This window comes from Serratia sp. LS-1, from assembly GCF_003719595.1.
Taxonomy (GTDB): domain Bacteria; phylum Pseudomonadota; class Gammaproteobacteria; order Enterobacterales; family Enterobacteriaceae; genus Serratia; species Serratia ureilytica.
This window is the reverse complement of sequence record NZ_CP033504.1, coordinates 1,352,172-1,368,327: the sequence shown is the minus strand read 5'-3', so window position 1 is coordinate 1,368,327 and position 16,156 is coordinate 1,352,172. Positions and strand designations below refer to the sequence as shown.

The following is a 16,156-nucleotide window of genomic DNA, read 5'->3' as shown; positions in this document are numbered from 1 at the left end:
TGGGCCCACGGGCACCTCACTTCATATTGTTCGTTCAGAATTCGGATGATGATAAACAGAATTGCCGGCGCAGCGCCGCGCCCCAGCGCAAAAATTCAACGTCGCCGCTCTGCTGCCAGCGCACTTCAAACCACAGCAGCATCAGATAATCGACCCACGGCAGCCAACGGCGCACCTGCGCCTGCAGCCGGGCGACATCGTGATAGCCCTGACGCGCATAGTGCTGCAAAAAGCGCTGCTGCGGCTCAGCCGTCCAGCCGTTGCCGCGAAACAGCGCGGCGATATCCAACGCCACATCGCCGTCGGCGGCATACTCCCAGTCGATCAGCCGCAGCCCCTCGCCGGTCGCGAGCAAATTGCCCGGGTGGATGTCCATGTGCAGCGGCGCCAGGCGTAATGGCCGCGGCGGCGCGCAGCGTAAGAAATGACGCTGCCAACGCAGCCAGGCGGGGGTTAAACGCCGCGTATCCAGCTGCTGCCAGTAGCGGAGGAACTGCCGCCGCAGATCCAGCCGGTAACCGCTGAGCGGCCGCCGATGCAGCGTCGTCGCCATCGCCGCCAGCTCGCCGCGTTGATTCAGCATGTCAAACTCAGCTTCTGTGACAATGTCACCTTCGAGCCATTCGAGGACAAGCCACTGATTATTCTGCGCGAAAACCCGTGGCCCGAGCCCCGACGCGCAGCGACGCAAGACCTGTGCTTCCCGCCGTCTGCTCACGCCCAGCGCGCGTTTCTCCGCGCTGTTTTGCCGCGCCAGCAGCGTAATGCCCGATCCGTCGATGCGCCAGCTCTCGCCGGTCAGCCCCTGCACCGGGCTGAAATGACAACCGGCGGTATTCACCGCCGGCAGTCTGGTTTCCATCAATTGTCGCAGCGCGGCCTCAGCGTTTAACGGCGCCATTGCCCGACCAGACGATCTCGCCGGTTTGCACCAGCATCAGCTGCATATCCAACGCCGGCGACTTCACGTCGCCGCTGACGTCGCTGTACAACACGTACTGCGCGCCGACGATGCGCGCCAGGCCAATCGCCTTGCTGCGCGAGCCGAAGCTGTCATCCGCCGACAGGCCCAGCGTTTGTCTGGCGCTCGTCAGCTTCGCTTCCGGCACCACGCTGAAGGTGGGGTTAGATGCCAGCGCCTTATACAGCGCCGCGGTGGCTTTGCCCATCTGCAGCGAGCCGTTGGTGTTGTTCTTGACGCTGTCCAGCAGCAGCACGCTGCCGGCCGTGACGCCATCGGCCTTCAGCATCTGATTCACCAGCGGCTGAACGCTGCCCAGCCAGTCAAGCTGCTGGATTTTCGGCGGCTGCGGCACCGGCTCGGTGGTTGGCGGCTGCGGTTGCTCGACCGGCGGCGTCGGCTGTTCCGGTTCGACGGTGACCGGCGGCAACGGCTGATCCGGCTCAGGCGGGCGCGACAGACAGCCGCTCAGGGTGAATGCGGCCAGCGCCACTAAGACGTACTTTTTCATGCTTTTTCTCCAAACCTGGCAAGCGCTTACAGGTACAGATACAGACGCGCGCTTTTAGCTTCCAGATTACCGTTAATCGAGTAGATTTTGGCGTCCGAGTTAGGCGCCACGACGATCTCACGCGGTTTCTCGAAGGGGCGAATATCCAGCCCCTGCGCGTCGTACCAATAGAAACGATAATGCACGGTGACCGGCGTCGGTTGGCTGTTATTGAGCACCGAAGTCGCCATCACCCGCCCGGAAGCGTTCGAGACAGAGGGCGTATCGGCAAAAATGCCGGCGGTCAGCACCGAAGGATCCATCACCACCGTTTGCCCCCGGTTAACCGCGATGCCGGATGGCGAACTGCACCCCATCAGCAACGCGGCGGGCAGCGCCAACGCCATCAGACAACGCAGAGTTTTTTTACCGCGCATGATTTCCTCGCTTAACGTGACAGCAGCGGCCCCAGCGAGCGGCCACCGACCAGGTGCATATGAATATGATAGACCTCCTGACCGGCGTGGCGGTTGCAGTTGACGATCAGGCGGTAGCCGTCCTCGGCGATGCCTTCCTGTTCGGCGATTTTCGCCGCGGCGGTGATCATGCGGCCCAATGCGGCCTCATGCTCCACGGTCACGTCGTTGACGGTTGGGATCAGCACGTTGGGAACGATCAGCACATGGGTAGGCGCCTGGGGGGAGATGTCACGGAAAGCGGTGACCAGTTCATCCTGGTAAACCACATCAGCAGGGATTTCGCGGCGGATAATTTTACTGAAAATCGTTTCTTCGGCCATCTGGCGTTCCTTGTTTTACACAATTAGCTGTACGCAGTATGAGTGACAAATTCTACTGCTTTCAACCTGATTGCGCACTTTCCACGTCGAGTGCTGCAGATTCGCGCAGGCCGTCGCCCCGCTTGTGCATCTTTTCACTTTGGTTATTCACTATTGTTGCTTTACTTGCCCCGCACCGCCGCCAATAGTAACCCCATGATTAACAAAGGATAGAGGGCACTATGCCACTGAAGATTGCGGCGCTGTGCGCGCTGTTGCTGAGCGCTGCCGTGCAGGCGGCCACGACGGGCGGTATCGATCTGCAGGCTAACCGAGAGCCGATACACACAGAGAAAAATCCCGCCGCTATCGCGCTGATCCCGGCGAACTTTCACTTCGCGGTGCCCGGCAAGCTGACGGTGGCGGTAGCATTCGAGAACTCCCCGCCGCTGGCGCTGTTCGCCGAAGACAATAAAACGCTGATCGGCAGCGATCCGGACATCGCCCGCCTGGTGGCCGACAGCCTCGGGCTGGAGCTGAATCTGGTGCCCACCTCCTGGGAAGATTGGCCCTTGGGCATCAGCGCGGGCAAATACGATGCGGCGATCTTCAATATCGCCGTCACCAAACAGCGTAAAACCAAATTCGACTTCGCCACTTACCGGGTGGACACGCTGGGCTTTTACGTCAAATCCACCAGCCACATCACCGCGATCAATCGCCCGCAGGACGTGGCCGGGCTGCGGATCATCGTCGGATCCGGCACCAATCAGGAAAACATTCTGCTGGGATGGGATAAGCAGAATCGCGCCGCCGGGCTGCCGCCGGTACAGCCGATCTACGTGACCGACGACGCCGCCACCAACCTCAGCATTCAGTCCGGGCGCGCCGATGCGTTCTTCGGCCCCCACTCCACCGGCGCCTACAAGGCGGCGCTGACCGGCAAAACCAAAATGGTCGGCATCGGCCCCAACGTGGCCTACGTCGCGGTCACCACCAAAAAAGGCAACGGGTTGGTGAACGCCGTCAACGCCGCGATCAATGGCGCGATCGTCAGCGGCGAATACGCGCAGGTGCTGGAACGCTGGGGCGAAGGCGACGAAAAGGTCGAGCGTTCAACCATCAACCCGCCGGGCATCGGCGACTAACCGCCGATCAGCTGCGGGGCATGCCGACGCATCCACTCGGCCAACGAGTCCAGCGTCGGCCGCAGCGATTTGCCCAGCGCAGTGACCTGATACTCCACCCGCGGCGGCACTTCGGGATACACCTGCCGCGTCACCAGACCGCGTTGTTCGAACAGCCGCAGCTGGCGCGTCAGCTCTTTTTGCGCGATGGGCGCCACCGCCCGCTGCAGCTCGCTGAATCGCACCGGGCCATCGATTATGATCAGCCGGTACAGGATGGGTATCGCCCATTTGCCCGACACCAGATTGACGAAGTCCACCATCGGGCAGGGTTCGCCCGCCGTCGGCAGCGCCGACAAATTATTTTCCGCCGTTAAGGGCGCTTGCGTCGTCATTTCATCCCTCCTCGTCCTTTAGTATCCAAAAGGTGCCTACTATGCAAAAGGAACTATAGCGCAAATAATGCCGCAACAGACGCTAAAGAGGAATCGGTTATGTCACGACTGCAAGGCAAATACGCATTGATTACCGGCGGCACCAGCGGCATCGGGCTGGAAACCGCCCGCCAATTCATCGCCGAGGGCGCAACGGTGGCGATCACCGGCCGCAGCCAACGCGCCTTGGACGCGGCGGGCCAGGCATTGGCAGGCAACGCGCTGCTGCTGCTGAGCGACGCCGGCGACATCCCACAGCAGCGCGCGCTGGCGCAGCAGTTGGAGCAACGGTGGCCGCGGCTGGACGTGCTGTACGTTAACGCTGGCGACGTCACGCATCGCCCGCTGCAGGAGTGGGATGAGCAGAGCTACCAGCGGCTGATGGACATCAACCTGAAGGGGCCGTTCTTTCTGATCCAGGCGCTGCTGCCGCTGCTGGCCAACCCTTCTTCAGTGATCCTGTGCGGTTCGGTCAGCGCCCATATCGGCCTGCCGCAGAGCAGCGCCTACGCCGCCAGCAAAGCCGGTTTGTTGTCTTTGGCCAGAACGCTCTCCGGCGAGCTGCACGCGCGCGGCATTCGCGTCAACGGCCTCAGCCCCGGCCCGACCGAAACCCCGGCGCTGGGTAAGCTGGGGCTGGCGGAAGCGGATGAGCGGGCCTTGCGCGACGATATCCGCGCGCTGGTGCCGATCGGCCGCATGGGCAGCGCGTTGGAGCTGGCCAAAGCGGCGGTGTTTCTGGCGGCGGATGAGTCGGCCTTTATGGTCGGCGCGGAGCTGCAGATGGACGGCGGCGTGGGGAATCTTTAGCCGTCGCGCGACACAATAAGGCCGCTTGCGCGGCCTTTGTCAGTGTCACTCAACTCACCCCTTGAATCGGGTTGGTATTAAAGGTGTAGACCACGATCTTCCACTGGCCCTGCTGTTTCTCCAATACAAATACTTCACGGTTTAAATCGATCAAGGTGGCTCCGTCGCTTATTCGGGTTACCGTCGCGCCGCGATGATGGTGCGTGCGCACATAGGCCATATTCCCGTTCACACTGATGCTGTCATAAGCAAACTCGGTTTCAAATTTCTCGTTTTTAAATAAATTGTCATATTGTTGTCGGCGTTTTTCATTGCTGTCCGCCGTCGGTTTTTCGTTCCATTGCGAGTAACTTTCCGGGGCAAAAAGTGACAAAATTGTTTGCGTATCGCCGGCGTTAAGCGCTGCCTGGTAGCGGTTTATCAGGTTATACACCGCCTTCTGCTCGGCCGCGACGCCCGCCTCAGCGGAAACCCTGTAACTTTGCGATGCGGCCTCGCTGCTTGCGGCATAACTTTGGCCACACAAGCCCACGCCCGCCAATAACAATACGACAGTTAATTTTTTCATGTAAATATCCTCTCAGGCGTTATTTCATTATGGCAATACAGGATGCGATTTCAGATAAATAAAAACGCTGGAAATAAATTATCCAATGCCGCGTTAAATTGACAGCCGGCATATTTAAAAATACTCTTTTAATAATTTAAATAATGGAAGCCGTTAACATGAATGAACTGCACGCGCTGCGCGTATTCTGCCAGGTGGTGGAAATGGAGGGGTTCAGCCAGGCGGCAACCAAAATGGGGCTCTCCCCGGCCAGCGTCACATACAGCATCAATCAGCTTGAAAAACAGTTCGGGCAACGCCTGTTCAAGCGTTCAACCCGGCGCTTCTCGCTGACCAGCGCCGGGGAGCGTTGCTATCGCACCGCGCAAGAAATTCTGCAGCAGTTTGACCGGCTGAAAAACGACATGTCGTGCGATTTTGAACAACCACGAGGACCGCTGCGGGTCGAGATAGCCTCGATGCTCAGCAGCATGCATATCGCCCCGGCGCTCCCGGCTTTTTTGGCGCAATACCCAGAGTTGCAGCTCAGCGTGTCGGTCAGCGATCGCTTGGTCAATCCGGCGGAAGATCGCGCCGACGTGTTTATTCGCATCGGCGCCGGCAACATCCCCGAGATGGTCAGCCGCCCATTGCTGCAACCCCGTTATCTGTGCTGTGCGTCTCCCGATTATTTTGCGCGCCACGGCCGGCCGGAACACCCAGAGCAGTTGCAACGCCATCAGCGGCTGGGATTTATCCGTTCAGGCGCGGCGGCGGCGGACGACTGGCAGTTCATTCGTGGTGACGAGCGCTACCGTCTGGCGCCCAGCCCGCTGTTGAGCTTCAACCATTCACAATCGCTGTGTGAGGTGGCCAGGAACCATCTCGGCCTGGTTTACTTGCTGGACTGCACGCTGGAAAACTATCTGAAGGCGGGCGAACTGGAACCGATACTGCAGGAGTGGGCGCCCCCTGGGGCGCCGATCAATATTCTCTATCCGCGCCTGCGGGATCGCAGCCATAAAATTCGGGTTTTCGTCGACTTCATCAGCGAACTGTTCGCCGGTAAATCCGCCGGGCACTGATCGCGCAGCTCATCCCAACCCGGGGATATCGACGCCGAAAGTCTGCAGCAGCAACACCACGTTGAGCAGCACAATCACCACCGTGCCGACCACCGCCGCCAGGCTGGTCCAGCGACCGTTGGCGAACTCGCCCATGATGTCGCGGCGACGGGTGAACATTACCAGCGCAATCATCGGCGCCGGCAGCGCCAGACTCAACACCACCTGGCTGTAGACCAGCGCGTCGGTGGCGTTGACGCCCATCGCCACCACGATAAACGCCGGCACCATGGTGACCAGGCGGCGCACCCACACCGGGATGCGGAAACCGACGAAGCCCTGCATGATCATTTGCCCGGCCATGGTGCCCACCACCGAGCTGGAAATGCCGGAGGCGATCAGCGAAGCCAGGAAGATGCCGGCCGCCGCCGCGCCGAACAGCGGCGTCAGCGTATGGTAGGCGGTGCCAATTTCGGCCACGTCGCTGTTACCGGCGTGGAAGGCGCTCGAGGCCATGATCACCATCGCAATATTCACCAGCCCGGCCAGCGCCAGCGCGATCACCACTTCAATATTGGAAAAACGCAGCAGCTTGCGCCGCTCGCCGTTGTCGCTGGCCGGGCTGCGGTGCTGGGTCAGCCCCGAATGCAAGAAAATGGCGTGCGGCATCACGGTGGCGCCGATAATGCCGACGGCGATGGTCAGCGCTTGGGCATCCGGCAACTGCGGCGTCACCATACCGATGCCGGCCGCCTGCCAATCCACCGGCACGATGAACATTTCCACCAGGTAGCACAGCGCGATGATGCCCACCAGGCCGCCGATCATCAGCTCAACCGGACGAAAACCTTTTTTCTCCACCATCAGCAGCGCATAGGTGATCACCGCCGTCACCCCCATGCCCGCCAGCAGCGGCATGTGGAACAGCAGCGCCAGCGCGATCGCCCCGCCGAGAAACTCCGCCAGATCGGTGGCCATCGCCGCCACTTCGCTGAGTAGCCACATGCCGATCACCACCGGCCGTGAAAACTGATCGCGGCACATCTCCGCCAGATTGCGGTTGGTGACGATACCCAGCTTGGCCGACAGCGCCTGGAACAGCATGGCGATCAGGTTGGCCATCACCACCACCCACAGCAGGCTGTAACCGTATTTCGCCCCGGCCTGGATGTTGGTGGCGAAGTTGCCGGGATCCATATAGGCAATAGAGGCAATCACCGCTGGGCCGGCGAACAGCAACGGCGTAAAGGCGCCGCGCTTGCGTCCGGCAAGGGCGGCGCCAATCGCGATGTTGGTCCGTTCGGTCAACGATGGGGTGGTTGCCGCGTCACGCATGAAGTACCCTCAATCTTTTGCTGGTTATTTTTCCACCTATCATGCTGACAATGTAGCATCGGCTACACTTTATGCAACAGGCGAAATTCATTGGCTGTGTGTAAAGATGTTTCTAACTACCACAATGCGTGGCATCGAATTGATAATGTGTGCTATTTGGACTAACTTAGGGCAACCCTCCCCGCATTGCCGGGAGACGCCATTTTTATGCTTACAGGACGCCCCACGCTATGGTTACCCGCGCGCCAGATAACGCCGACCGCCACGCCCAGACCGACATGCCGGACGAGGCCGAGCACGCCCTGCGTTTTAGCCGCGCCCGCGAAGCGCAGTCCAATGCGCTGATCGAAGATTACGTTGAGCTGATCGCCGATTTGCTGCAAAGCACCCGCGAAGCCAGAACCACCGATATCGCGCGCCGCTTCGGCGTGTCTCATCCGACGGCGATCAAAAATATCGCGCGGCTGAAAAGCGCCGGGCTGGTGGAATCGCGCCCTTATCGCGGGGTATTTCTAACCGAGGAAGGCGAGCAGCTGGCGCAGAAGGTGCGCCGCCGTCACCGCATCGTGGTCGATCTGCTGATGTGCGTCGGGGTGCCGAGCGAAACCGCCGAGCTGGACAGCGAAGGGATTGAACACCATATCTCGGACGAAACGCTGGCGGTGTTCGAACATTACCTGCAAAAGCACGCCAAACCCTGACTCCCGGAGCGCCGATGAGCTACGCCGTGCGGCAAATCCATGATCTGCGCCTGGTGGTTTTCGCCGAAGCCGGGCCAATGTTGAAAGACGAGAACGACGTCAGCCTGTTTATCGCGCCCGCCTTTAAACACGATGCCGGGATGATTGCCCTTCCCATCAACCGCCTCGACGCCGCCTTCTTCCAGCTAAGAAGCGGCATTGCCGGCGCCGTATTGCAGAAATTCATCAACTACCGCCTGCGCGTGACGCTGCTGGGCGATATCACCCCCTGGCTGACGCAAAGCAACGCGCTGCAAGATTTTGTGCGCGAAGCCAATCGCGGCGAACAGGTCTGGTTCCTCTCATCTCTCACCGAACTCGAACAGCGCCTTGGCGCCTGACGACAGGCAACAAAAAAGGGAGGCTTTCGCCTCCCTTGATAACTCCCCTGCCTGAATCAGTGATTACGGATGTATTCGTCCATATCGGTTTTCAGGTTGTCGGACTTGGTGCCGAAGATGGCCTGCACGCCGGAGCCAGCGACGACTACACCGGCTGCGCCCAGTTTCTTCAGGCCCGCCTGGTCGACTTTGGACACGTCGGCCACGCTGACGCGCAGACGGGTGATGCAAGCATCCAGGTTAGTGATGTTTTCTTTACCACCGAAGGCCTGAACCAGCGCGGCGGACATTTCGGAACCGCCCTGCGCAGTCTGCTCGGCAGCGGTGTCTTCACGGCCCGGAGTTTTCAGATCCAACTTGGCGATCAGCACGCGGAAGATGGTGTAGTACACCAGACCGTAGACGATACCGACGATTGGGAACAGCCAGATTTTGCTGCTGTTGCCGCTCAGTACGATAAAGTCGATCAGGCCGTGCGAGAAGCTGGTGCCGTCACGCATGCCCAACAGGATGCAGATTGGGAACGCCAGGCCGGCCAGGATAGCGTGGATCACGTACAGGATCGGCGCAACGAACATGAAGGAGAACTCGATCGGCTCGGTGATACCGGTCAGGAACGAGGTCAGCGCGGCGGAGATCATGATGCCGCCGACTTTCGCGCGGTTTTCCGGCTTGGCCGAGTGCCAGATGGCGATGGCCGCAGCAGGCAGACCGTACATTTTGAACAGGAAGCCGCCGGACAGTTTGCCCGCGGTCGGGTCGCCCGCCATATAGCGAGGGATATCACCGTGGAATACCTGGCCCGCCGCGTTGGTGAACTCACCAATTTGCATTTGGAACGGGACGTTCCAGATGTGGTGCAGACCGAACGGCACCAGTGCACGCTCAACCACGCCGTAGATGCCGAAGGCCACGACCGGGTTCTGATAAGCCGCCCACTGCGAGAAGGTCTGGATAGCCGTACCGATCGGCGGCCAGATGAAGGACAGCACTACGCCCAGAACGATCGCCGCCAGACCGGAAATGATCGGCACGAAACGCTTACCGGCAAAGAAGCCCAGGTATTCCGGCAGTTGAATGCGGAAGAAGCGGTTAAACATATAGGCCGCGATGGCGCCGGAGATAATCCCCCCGAGCACACCGGTATCCGCCAGGTGTTTGGCCGCAATTTCTTCAGCCGGCAAGTGCAGCACCAGCGGCGCAACCACCGCCATGGTTTTCACCATGATGCCGTAAGCCACCACCGCCGCCAGCGCGGAAACGCCGTCGTTGTTGGTAAAGCCCAAGGCGACGCCGATGGCGAAAATCAGCGGCATGTTGGCGAAGACCGAACCGCCCGCTTCCGCCATCACGTGGGAGACTACCGCAGGTAGCCAGCTAAAGTTGGCGGAACCGACGCCCAGCAGGATACCTGCGATAGGCAACACGGACACCGGCAGCATTAGCGATTTACCTACTTTTTGCAGGTTTGCAAATGCGTTCTTGAACATAGTTGAGTGTGCTCCTGAGTAATAATGCTTTGCTACTTCTTGTCGCGATTGGTCGCGCTGCAAGGGGGGGAGAAAAACCCCTGCAATTCAGGGTGTCTGAGCACCCCTTGAATTTATTACGCAGAGTAAAATAAATAGTCTGCGCAATGTTTGATGACAATCACGTTTCGATGATCGAGCCGCGGCAACTTTGCATAAACCGGCGTTTTTTTGGCAAAACAGAGCAAAAAACGCGCACCAATCACCCTGAAACGGGAGCGAACCTTACCCGTTTCAGTGATTAATTACGAGCTTAAAAAAAATTACGCAGACAATGACCTACCGCTATAGCCTAGGTCAAAGATCACAGTTCGAGGTGAAATAAGCGTGAAAAGTTGGCGGTGGTCGCTTCGGCCAGTTGTTCCAGGCTGACGCCCTTCAATACCGCCATGTATTCAGCCACATCACGCACATAGGCGGGTTGGTTTTCTTTGCCGCGATGCGGCACCGGCGCCAGATAAGGCGAGTCGGTTTCCACCAGCATGCGATCCAGCGGCACGTAGCGTGCCACTTCGCGCAGCTGTTCGGCATTGCGGAAGGTGACGATGCCGGAGAAGGAGATGTAGAAGCCCAGATCCAGCAAGGCTTCGGCCGTGGCCAGATCTTCGGTGAAGCAGTGCAGCACGCCGCCGCAGTCTTGCGAGTTCTCTTCACGCAAGATCGCCAGCGTGTCCGCGCGCGCCTCGCGGGTGTGGACGATCACCGGCTTGTTCAGATCACGGCCAATGCGGATATGTTCGCGGAAAGAGTCCTGCTGCAGCTCAAGGTTGTCTTTCTGGTAGAAGTAATCGAGCCCGGTCTCTCCCAGCGCCACTACCCGCTCCGCCGCCGCCAGGCGACGCAGCTCGGCGTAATCATAGCCCTCTTCCAGATTAAGCGGATGCACCCCGCAGGAGAAAGCCACATCGTTGCGCTCGCCGATCAGTTCGGTCATGGAACGGTAACCCGGCAACGTGGTGGCGACCGCCAGCACATAGCCGACGTCGCGCGCCTTGGCCTTGGCCAGCGCGTCGTCCACATTCTGGTGCAGCGTTTGGTAATCCAGGCCGTCAAGGTGGCAATGAGAATCGACTAACAACATAATTTTTAACTCTTTTACTTTACAGCGAATGAGGTTGGGAATAGCCGGCGGCGCCAAGCATCTGTTCCCAGCGAAGTAACTGTTCGGTCAGCAGCAGCTCGCGGTTGACGCCCACCACGCTGAGCAGCTGGTGACGGCAGTTCAGCCACTGCTGCACAATCTGTTGCAGCGAGGCGCTGCTCAGCAGGCTGGCCAGCTGATGCACCAGCGGCTGCTGATCCTGATTCAATACATAGTGATGCGCGCCCTGTTGCCACTTCATTGCGTCCACCAATAACGCGCACAGCCAATGCAGGCGTTCGGCGACGTCTTCATGGTTTAGCACCGGCAACAGCGACAGCATATCGCGTTGCGGCAGCGCGGCGCTCAATGCGGCGCACAGGGCGCCGCGCTGTTGCCACTGCTGCGGTTGCAACAGCTGTTCGGCGGCCAGGGGCGCGCCGTCGTGCAGGCGCAGCGCCGTGACTCGGTCTGTCTGAGAGCCCGCCGCCTGCCGGCCCAACCACTGCAGGCTGAGCTGCTCATCCGGGCTGGCCAAATGCCAGTACAGGCAGCGGCTGCGCAGCGTCGCCATCAGCCGCGACGGCTCACGGCAACCCAACAGAAAATAGGTTTTCTCCGGCGGCTCCTCCAGCGTTTTCAACAGCGCGTTGGCCGCCGCCTCGGTCAGCTGTTCCGCCTGCGGCAGCCAAATCACCTTGGCGCCGCCCTGTTGCGCGTGGGCGTACAGCGTTTCAATCACCTGGCGGATCGGTTCGATGCCCAGGCTGCTCTTGCCCTTTTCCGGCGCCAACACGTGATAATCCGGGTGATTGCCCGCCAGCATCAACCGGCAGCTGTGGCACTCGCCGCAGCTTTTTTCGCCGTTGCGCTGTTGGCAGATCAACCAACGGCTCAGGCCGTAGGCCAACGCATCGTCACCATTGCCTGCCGCCGCATGCAGCAGCAGCGCATGATGGCCACGGCCGTCGGCGTACTGCCCAATCAGCTGGCGATAAGGGCCATTCAGCCACGGGTACCAGTTCATTATGCGCCTTCCTGCTGCCGCAGCCAGTGGCTGACGCAGCCGCGGATCGCCGCAGTCACCTGCTCCAGCGGCTGGGCGGCGTCGACAGTGACGATCGTTTCGTCCTGCGCCGCCAGTTCGAGATAGCGAGCGCGGGTGCGTTCGAAGAACGGCAGCGCCTCCTGCTCGATGCGATCCAGCTGACCGCGCGCCTGCGCGCGTTGCAGGCCGACCAGCGGAGGCAGATCGAGATAGACCGTCAGATCCGGGTGAAAATCCCCCAGCACGGTGTCGCGCAGCGAGGTCATCAGCTGCGGATCCACGCCACGGCCGCCGCCCTGATAGGCTTGTGAAGAGAGATCGTGGCGATCGCCCACCACCCAGGCGCCACGCGCCAGGGCGGGTTTGATCACGGTTTCCACCAACTGCACGCGCGCAGCGTACAGCATCAAGACTTCGGCCTTGATGGTCGGCAATTCGCCGTCTATGCCGCGCTTGAACAGGTCGCGCAGCTTCTCCGCCAACGGCGTGCCGCCGGGTTCACGGGTGAAGACGATGTCGTTGATGCCATGTTCACGCAGCACATTGACTACCGTGTCGCGCGCGGTGGTTTTGCCCGCGCCTTCCAGCCCTTCGATTACAACGAATTTACTTTTCATTCTTTTCCTTTAACGCCTGACGGTACACGCGCACCGCCTGGTTATGGCTCGCCAGATTGGTGGTGAAGGTATGCCCACCCTTGCCGTCGGCGACAAAATAGAGATAAGGCGTTTTGGCCGGATTGGCAGCCGCTTGCAGCGAGGCCTCACCCGGCATGGCGATCGGCGTTGGCGGCAGGCCGGCGATCACATAGGTGTTGTAAGGCGTCGGCGTCTCCAGATCCTTGCGCGTGATGTTGCCATTATAGCTCTCGCCCATGCCGTAGATCACCGTCGGATCGGTCTGCAGACGCATGCCGAGACGCAAACGGTTGACGAACACCGACGCCACCTTGCTGCGCTCTTCCGGCACGGCGGTCTCTTTCTCGACGATCGATGCCATGGTCAGCAGCTCTTCCGGCGTTTTGTACGGCAGACTGGTGTCGCGGCCGTCCCAGGCGGCCTGCAGCGCTTTGTTCATGCGGACGTGGGCGCGTTTGAGCAGCGCGATGTCGCTCATGCCGGCGGTATACTGGTAGGTATCCGGATACAGCCGCCCTTCCGGAGTTTCTCCTGCAGCAATGCCGAGCGCGGTGGCGATCTCCGCGTCACTTTTGCCCGCCAGGGTGTGTTTCAGGTATTTGGACTGCTGGAGCACCTGCTGCCAGTCACGCAGGCGTGAGCCTTCGATAAAGCGCGCGGTGAACTGCGCCTCTTTGCCGCTGGCCAACAGTTTCAGCATCTGGCGCACCGTCATGCCCGGCGTGAACCGGTAGGTTCCGGCCTTGAACTCCGCCAGCTCCGGTTCCAGTTTCAGCAGCCACTGGAACCAGTGGCCGCTGCGCACCAGTTTATCGCGCACCAGTAACCCTTCCAGCGCCACCCGGCCAGTGCCGGCAGGCAGTTTGAAGATAGTCTCTTGCTGGATAGCCAGCGGCGTATCGGCAAAGCGTTCGATCTTCTGGTAGCCCCAAAACAGCAGCGCCAATGCCAGAACAACAATAACAGACAGGACTTTCAGCTTTCTTTTCTTCATCAATCAGCCATGGTTAACAGTGTGGACGCAAAAAATCATACAGCTGGCGCGAATGATAACGCCATGATTGAGCAACGTTTACCGGCAGCAGCGGCATCAGCGCGTTGCTCACCAGGACTTCGTCGGCATCGGCCAGCGTCTCCAGCGGCTCGCTGACGCAGTGCAGACGGTATTCCGATCCCGCCAGCAGCGCGATCACCCGTCGCCGCATCAGGCCCGCGACGCCCGCCTGGCTCAGGTCAGGAGTAAACACCGCTTTTCCCTTACGCCAGAACAAATTAGCCGCACAGCATTCCACCAGCATACCGGCAGTGTCAAGCACCAGCGCCTCGTCGGCGGCCGTCTGGTCAAGATGCGCGCGGATCAGCACCTGCTCCAGGCGGTTCAAATGCTTCAACCCCGCCAGCAGCGGATTGCGCGCCAGCGCCACCGGGCTGAGCGCAAGCGTGATGCCCTGCTCGCGCCACTGCAAATAGTGCGCAGGGTAGCTGCTGCGGGCGACGATGCGCGTCGGGTTTTCGCACCCCGTCGGGCTGTAGCCTCGTCCACCGCTGCCGCGCGTCAGTATCGCTTTGACCACGCCGAGCGAAATTGATTCTGCCGCCTGCGCCATCTCGCGCTCGAAAGCCGGCCAATCGGTGGCGGGCAGCATCAGCCGTTGGGCCGCCTGCTGCAGCCGCTCCAGATGCCAGGGCAGCAGCTCGATTTTACCGTCGATAACCCGGGCGGTAGTAAAGCAGCCGTCGCCGAACTGCAGGCCACGATCGCTCGGCGCCAGCGCATCGTGGCGTTGTCCGTTAATCCAGTACATGCTTCCTCCTGTTGCCGGGTGATTTCATTACGCTCGCAGAATAGCAGGCGGCGAGGCAATACGCAGCCCTGCTGACGGCCGGACGCCAGGCGTAAAAAAGCCCGGTTAAAAAACCGGGCTTTTCATCAGCGAACAACCGCGCGAGTTACACTCGGCGGAAGATCAGCGAGCCATTGGTGCCGCCGAAGCCGAAAGAGTTACACAGGGTGTACTCCATATCGCTGACCTGGCGCGCTTCGTGAGGCACGAAGTCCAGATCGCAACCTTCATCCGGGTTATCCAGGTTGATGGTCGGCGGTACCGCCTGATCGCGCAGCACCAGCACGGTAAAGATGGACTCGATCGCGCCCGCCGCACCCAACAGGTGGCCGGTCATCGATTTGGTCGAACTCACCAGCACACGCTGGGCATCAGCGCCGAACACGGATTTCACCGCCTGCGCTTCCGCCTGGTCGCCCGCTGGCGTAGAGGTGCCGTGTGCGTTGATGTAACCGATTTGTGACGGGGTCACACCGGCGTCAAGCAGGGCATTTCCCATCGCCAACGCAGCGCCAGCGCCGTTTTCCGGTGGTGACGTCATGTGATAAGCATCGCTGCTCATCCCAAAGCCAACCACTTCGGCGTAGATTTTCGCGCCGCGTTTTTTCGCGTGTTCGTACTCTTCCAGCACCATCATGCCGGCGCCGTCGCCCAGCACGAAGCCGTCGCGGTCTTTATCCCACGGACGGCTCGCCGCCTGCGGGTTGTCATTACGGGTGGACAGGGCGCGCGCTGCGCCAAAGCCGCCGACGCCCAATGGGGTGCTGGCTTTCTCTGCCCCACCGGCCAGCATCACATCCGCATCATTGTAAGCAATGATACGCGCGGCATGGCCGATGTTGTGTACACCTGAAGTACAGGCGGTGGCGATGGAAATGCTTGGGCCACGCATGCCGTACATGATTGTCAGGTGACCTGCAATCATATTCACAATGGTGGAAGGCACGAAGAACGGACTGATTTTCCGTGGGCCACCGTTAACCAGTGAACTGTGGTTTTCTTCAATCAAACCCAGGCCGCCGATGCCGGAACCGATCGCGGCTCCAATGCGGCTGGCGTTAGCCTCGGTGATGTCCAGACCTGCATCCTGCATGGCTTGCATGCCGGCAGCGATACCGTACTGGATAAAGGCGTCCATCTTGCGCGCATCTTTGCGAGAGATGAAATCCTCAGAATTAAAATTCTTTACCAGGCCAGCAAACTTGGTCGCATAGGCAGTGGTATCGAAATGGTCGATCAGGCTGATGCCACTCTGACCGGCAAGAAGAGCGTTCCACGTGGACTCTACCGTATTGCCGACAGGAGACAACATGCCCAGTCCGGTCACAACTACTCGACGCTTAGACACGTTTGTCCTCCAGGGAGGGAAAAATATGACACTAGGGATAG

At 60.2% G+C, this 16,156-nt stretch carries 19 protein-coding genes; 5 read left to right on the top strand and 14 right to left on the bottom strand.

What is annotated here, in order from left to right; translation table 11 throughout:
* Positions 1-34 precede the first annotated feature (34 nt).
* Genes thiK through hinT form a run of 4 tightly spaced genes read right to left on the bottom strand, consistent with a single transcriptional unit; the run spans position 35 to position 2,250 of the window.
* On the bottom strand, positions 35-901 hold the full coding sequence (thiK, locus tag EDY99_RS06670) for a thiamine kinase (RefSeq protein ID WP_122004073.1): 867 nt from the start codon (positions 899-901) through the stop codon (positions 35-37).
* Positions 882-1,472, bottom strand: a complete 591-nt coding sequence (gene lpoB, locus EDY99_RS06665; RefSeq protein WP_123061599.1) for a penicillin-binding protein activator LpoB — start codon at positions 1,470-1,472, stop codon at positions 882-884. Before lpoB ends, thiK begins: the two co-directional genes overlap by 20 nt.
* 26 nt (positions 1,473-1,498) lie before the next feature.
* Entirely contained in the window at positions 1,499-1,888 is a 390-nt protein-coding gene (locus EDY99_RS06660) for a YcfL family protein (RefSeq protein ID WP_025302428.1), read from the bottom strand.
* 11 nt (positions 1,889-1,899) lie between these two features.
* Positions 1,900-2,250 (bottom strand): purine nucleoside phosphoramidase, encoded by a 351-nt coding sequence (hinT, locus tag EDY99_RS06655; RefSeq protein ID WP_004928776.1) that lies wholly within the window; start codon positions 2,248-2,250, stop codon positions 1,900-1,902.
* Between the two features lie 221 nt (positions 2,251-2,471).
* Here hinT and EDY99_RS06650 point away from each other — a divergent pair, with 221 nt between their 5' ends.
* A complete protein-coding gene (locus EDY99_RS06650; RefSeq protein ID WP_033642700.1) occupies positions 2,472-3,377 on the top strand; it encodes a transporter substrate-binding domain-containing protein in 906 nt (301 codons plus the stop codon).
* On the opposite strand, the gene EDY99_RS06645 is transcribed toward EDY99_RS06650, so the two are convergent.
* Positions 3,374-3,751, bottom strand: a complete 378-nt coding sequence (locus EDY99_RS06645; RefSeq protein WP_080273385.1) for a helix-turn-helix domain-containing protein — start codon at positions 3,749-3,751, stop codon at positions 3,374-3,376. The two genes, EDY99_RS06650 and EDY99_RS06645, sit on opposite strands and share 4 nt — an antisense overlap.
* 99 nt (positions 3,752-3,850) lie before the next feature.
* Here EDY99_RS06645 and EDY99_RS06640 point away from each other — a divergent pair, with 99 nt between their 5' ends.
* Positions 3,851-4,600, top strand: coding sequence for an SDR family oxidoreductase (locus tag EDY99_RS06640; protein WP_060659656.1), 750 nt, complete (start codon positions 3,851-3,853; stop codon positions 4,598-4,600).
* Between the two features lie 49 nt (positions 4,601-4,649).
* Here the strand turns inward: EDY99_RS06640 and EDY99_RS06635 are convergent, their stop codons facing one another.
* Positions 4,650-5,168, bottom strand: coding sequence for a DUF4440 domain-containing protein (locus tag EDY99_RS06635; RefSeq protein ID WP_069100828.1), 519 nt, complete (start codon positions 5,166-5,168; stop codon positions 4,650-4,652).
* 158 nt (positions 5,169-5,326) lie between these two features.
* Between EDY99_RS06635 and EDY99_RS06630 the strand changes: the two genes are divergently transcribed.
* Complete coding sequence (locus EDY99_RS06630; RefSeq protein WP_089196925.1) at positions 5,327-6,232, top strand: LysR family transcriptional regulator; 906 nt, start codon at positions 5,327-5,329, stop codon at positions 6,230-6,232.
* A gap of 9 nt (positions 6,233-6,241) precedes the next feature.
* Here EDY99_RS06630 and EDY99_RS06625 read toward each other — a convergent pair whose 3' ends face one another.
* Complete coding sequence (locus EDY99_RS06625; RefSeq protein ID WP_019455828.1) at positions 6,242-7,546, bottom strand: Nramp family divalent metal transporter; 1,305 nt, start codon at positions 7,544-7,546, stop codon at positions 6,242-6,244.
* A 230-nt stretch (positions 7,547-7,776) separates the two neighbouring features.
* Between EDY99_RS06625 and mntR the strand changes: the two genes are divergently transcribed.
* Together mntR and EDY99_RS06615 are read left to right on the top strand one after the other, a co-directional pair.
* Positions 7,777-8,247, top strand: a complete 471-nt coding sequence (gene mntR, locus EDY99_RS06620) for a manganese-binding transcriptional regulator MntR (RefSeq protein ID WP_038875534.1) — start codon at positions 7,777-7,779, stop codon at positions 8,245-8,247.
* A gap of 14 nt (positions 8,248-8,261) precedes the next feature.
* A complete protein-coding gene (locus EDY99_RS06615; RefSeq protein ID WP_122004071.1) occupies positions 8,262-8,627 on the top strand; it encodes a DUF4180 domain-containing protein in 366 nt (121 codons plus the stop codon).
* 56 nt (positions 8,628-8,683) lie between these two features.
* Here EDY99_RS06615 and ptsG read toward each other — a convergent pair whose 3' ends face one another.
* The 7 genes from ptsG to fabF form a co-directional block, all read right to left on the bottom strand.
* The gene (gene ptsG / locus EDY99_RS06610; protein ID WP_016928184.1) at positions 8,684-10,117 is read right to left on the bottom strand and encodes a PTS glucose transporter subunit IIBC; all 1,434 of its coding nucleotides are present in this window, start codon (positions 10,115-10,117) and stop codon (positions 8,684-8,686) included.
* Positions 10,118-10,460: 343 nt separating this feature from the next.
* Positions 10,461-11,237, bottom strand: a complete 777-nt coding sequence (locus tag EDY99_RS06605; protein WP_123061598.1) for a metal-dependent hydrolase — start codon at positions 11,235-11,237, stop codon at positions 10,461-10,463.
* A gap of 19 nt (positions 11,238-11,256) precedes the next feature.
* Positions 11,257-12,264: a DNA polymerase III subunit delta' gene (holB, locus tag EDY99_RS06600; protein WP_033650744.1), complete on the bottom strand. Its 1,008-nt coding sequence runs from the start codon at positions 12,262-12,264 to the stop codon at positions 11,257-11,259.
* Positions 12,264-12,902 carry a dTMP kinase gene (gene tmk / locus EDY99_RS06595; protein ID WP_069100839.1) on the bottom strand — a complete coding sequence of 213 codons (639 nt, stop codon included), beginning with the start codon at positions 12,900-12,902 and terminating at the stop codon, positions 12,264-12,266. Before tmk ends, holB begins: the two co-directional genes overlap by 1 nt.
* A complete protein-coding gene (gene mltG / locus EDY99_RS06590; protein ID WP_033642687.1) occupies positions 12,892-13,917 on the bottom strand; it encodes an endolytic transglycosylase MltG in 1,026 nt (341 codons plus the stop codon). The genes tmk and mltG overlap by 11 nt, the downstream gene beginning before the upstream one ends.
* Positions 13,918-13,930: 13 nt before the next feature.
* The gene (gene pabC / locus EDY99_RS06585; protein ID WP_033642686.1) at positions 13,931-14,728 is read right to left on the bottom strand and encodes an aminodeoxychorismate lyase; all 798 of its coding nucleotides are present in this window, start codon (positions 14,726-14,728) and stop codon (positions 13,931-13,933) included.
* A 145-nt stretch (positions 14,729-14,873) separates the two neighbouring features.
* Positions 14,874-16,115 (bottom strand): beta-ketoacyl-ACP synthase II, encoded by a 1,242-nt coding sequence (gene fabF / locus EDY99_RS06580; RefSeq protein WP_123061597.1) that lies wholly within the window; start codon positions 16,113-16,115, stop codon positions 14,874-14,876.
* Positions 16,116-16,156 lie beyond the last annotated feature (41 nt).

Bases quoted from the DNA above. Each gene is read 5' to 3' on its own strand.
- EDY99_RS06650 (WP_033642700.1), top strand. From the start codon at position 2,472: ATGCCACTGAAGATTGCGGCGCTGTGCGCGCTGTTGCTGAGCGCTGCC.
- pabC (WP_033642686.1), bottom strand. From the start codon at position 14,728: ATGTACTGGATTAACGGACAACGCCACGATGCGCTGGCGCCGAGCGAT.
- EDY99_RS06660 (WP_025302428.1), bottom strand. From the start codon at position 1,888: ATGCGCGGTAAAAAAACTCTGCGTTGTCTGATGGCGTTGGCGCTGCCC.
- ptsG (WP_016928184.1), bottom strand. From the start codon at position 10,117: ATGTTCAAGAACGCATTTGCAAACCTGCAAAAAGTAGGTAAATCGCTA.
- EDY99_RS06625 (WP_019455828.1), bottom strand. From the start codon at position 7,546: ATGCGTGACGCGGCAACCACCCCATCGTTGACCGAACGGACCAACATC.
- lpoB (WP_123061599.1), bottom strand. From the start codon at position 1,472: ATGAAAAAGTACGTCTTAGTGGCGCTGGCCGCATTCACCCTGAGCGGC.
- EDY99_RS06640 (WP_060659656.1), top strand. From the start codon at position 3,851: ATGTCACGACTGCAAGGCAAATACGCATTGATTACCGGCGGCACCAGC.
- EDY99_RS06630 (WP_089196925.1), top strand. From the start codon at position 5,327: ATGAATGAACTGCACGCGCTGCGCGTATTCTGCCAGGTGGTGGAAATG.
- mltG (WP_033642687.1), bottom strand. From the start codon at position 13,917: ATGAAGAAAAGAAAGCTGAAAGTCCTGTCTGTTATTGTTGTTCTGGCA.
- EDY99_RS06645 (WP_080273385.1), bottom strand. From the start codon at position 3,751: ATGACGACGCAAGCGCCCTTAACGGCGGAAAATAATTTGTCGGCGCTG.
- hinT (WP_004928776.1), bottom strand. From the start codon at position 2,250: ATGGCCGAAGAAACGATTTTCAGTAAAATTATCCGCCGCGAAATCCCT.
- EDY99_RS06605 (WP_123061598.1), bottom strand. From the start codon at position 11,237: ATGTTGTTAGTCGATTCTCATTGCCACCTTGACGGCCTGGATTACCAA.
- tmk (WP_069100839.1), bottom strand. From the start codon at position 12,902: ATGAAAAGTAAATTCGTTGTAATCGAAGGGCTGGAAGGCGCGGGCAAA.
- thiK (WP_122004073.1), bottom strand. From the start codon at position 901: ATGGCGCCGTTAAACGCTGAGGCCGCGCTGCGACAATTGATGGAAACC.
- holB (WP_033650744.1), bottom strand. From the start codon at position 12,264: ATGAACTGGTACCCGTGGCTGAATGGCCCTTATCGCCAGCTGATTGGG.
- EDY99_RS06615 (WP_122004071.1), top strand. From the start codon at position 8,262: ATGAGCTACGCCGTGCGGCAAATCCATGATCTGCGCCTGGTGGTTTTC.
- EDY99_RS06635 (WP_069100828.1), bottom strand. From the start codon at position 5,168: ATGAAAAAATTAACTGTCGTATTGTTATTGGCGGGCGTGGGCTTGTGT.
- mntR (WP_038875534.1), top strand. From the start codon at position 7,777: ATGGTTACCCGCGCGCCAGATAACGCCGACCGCCACGCCCAGACCGAC.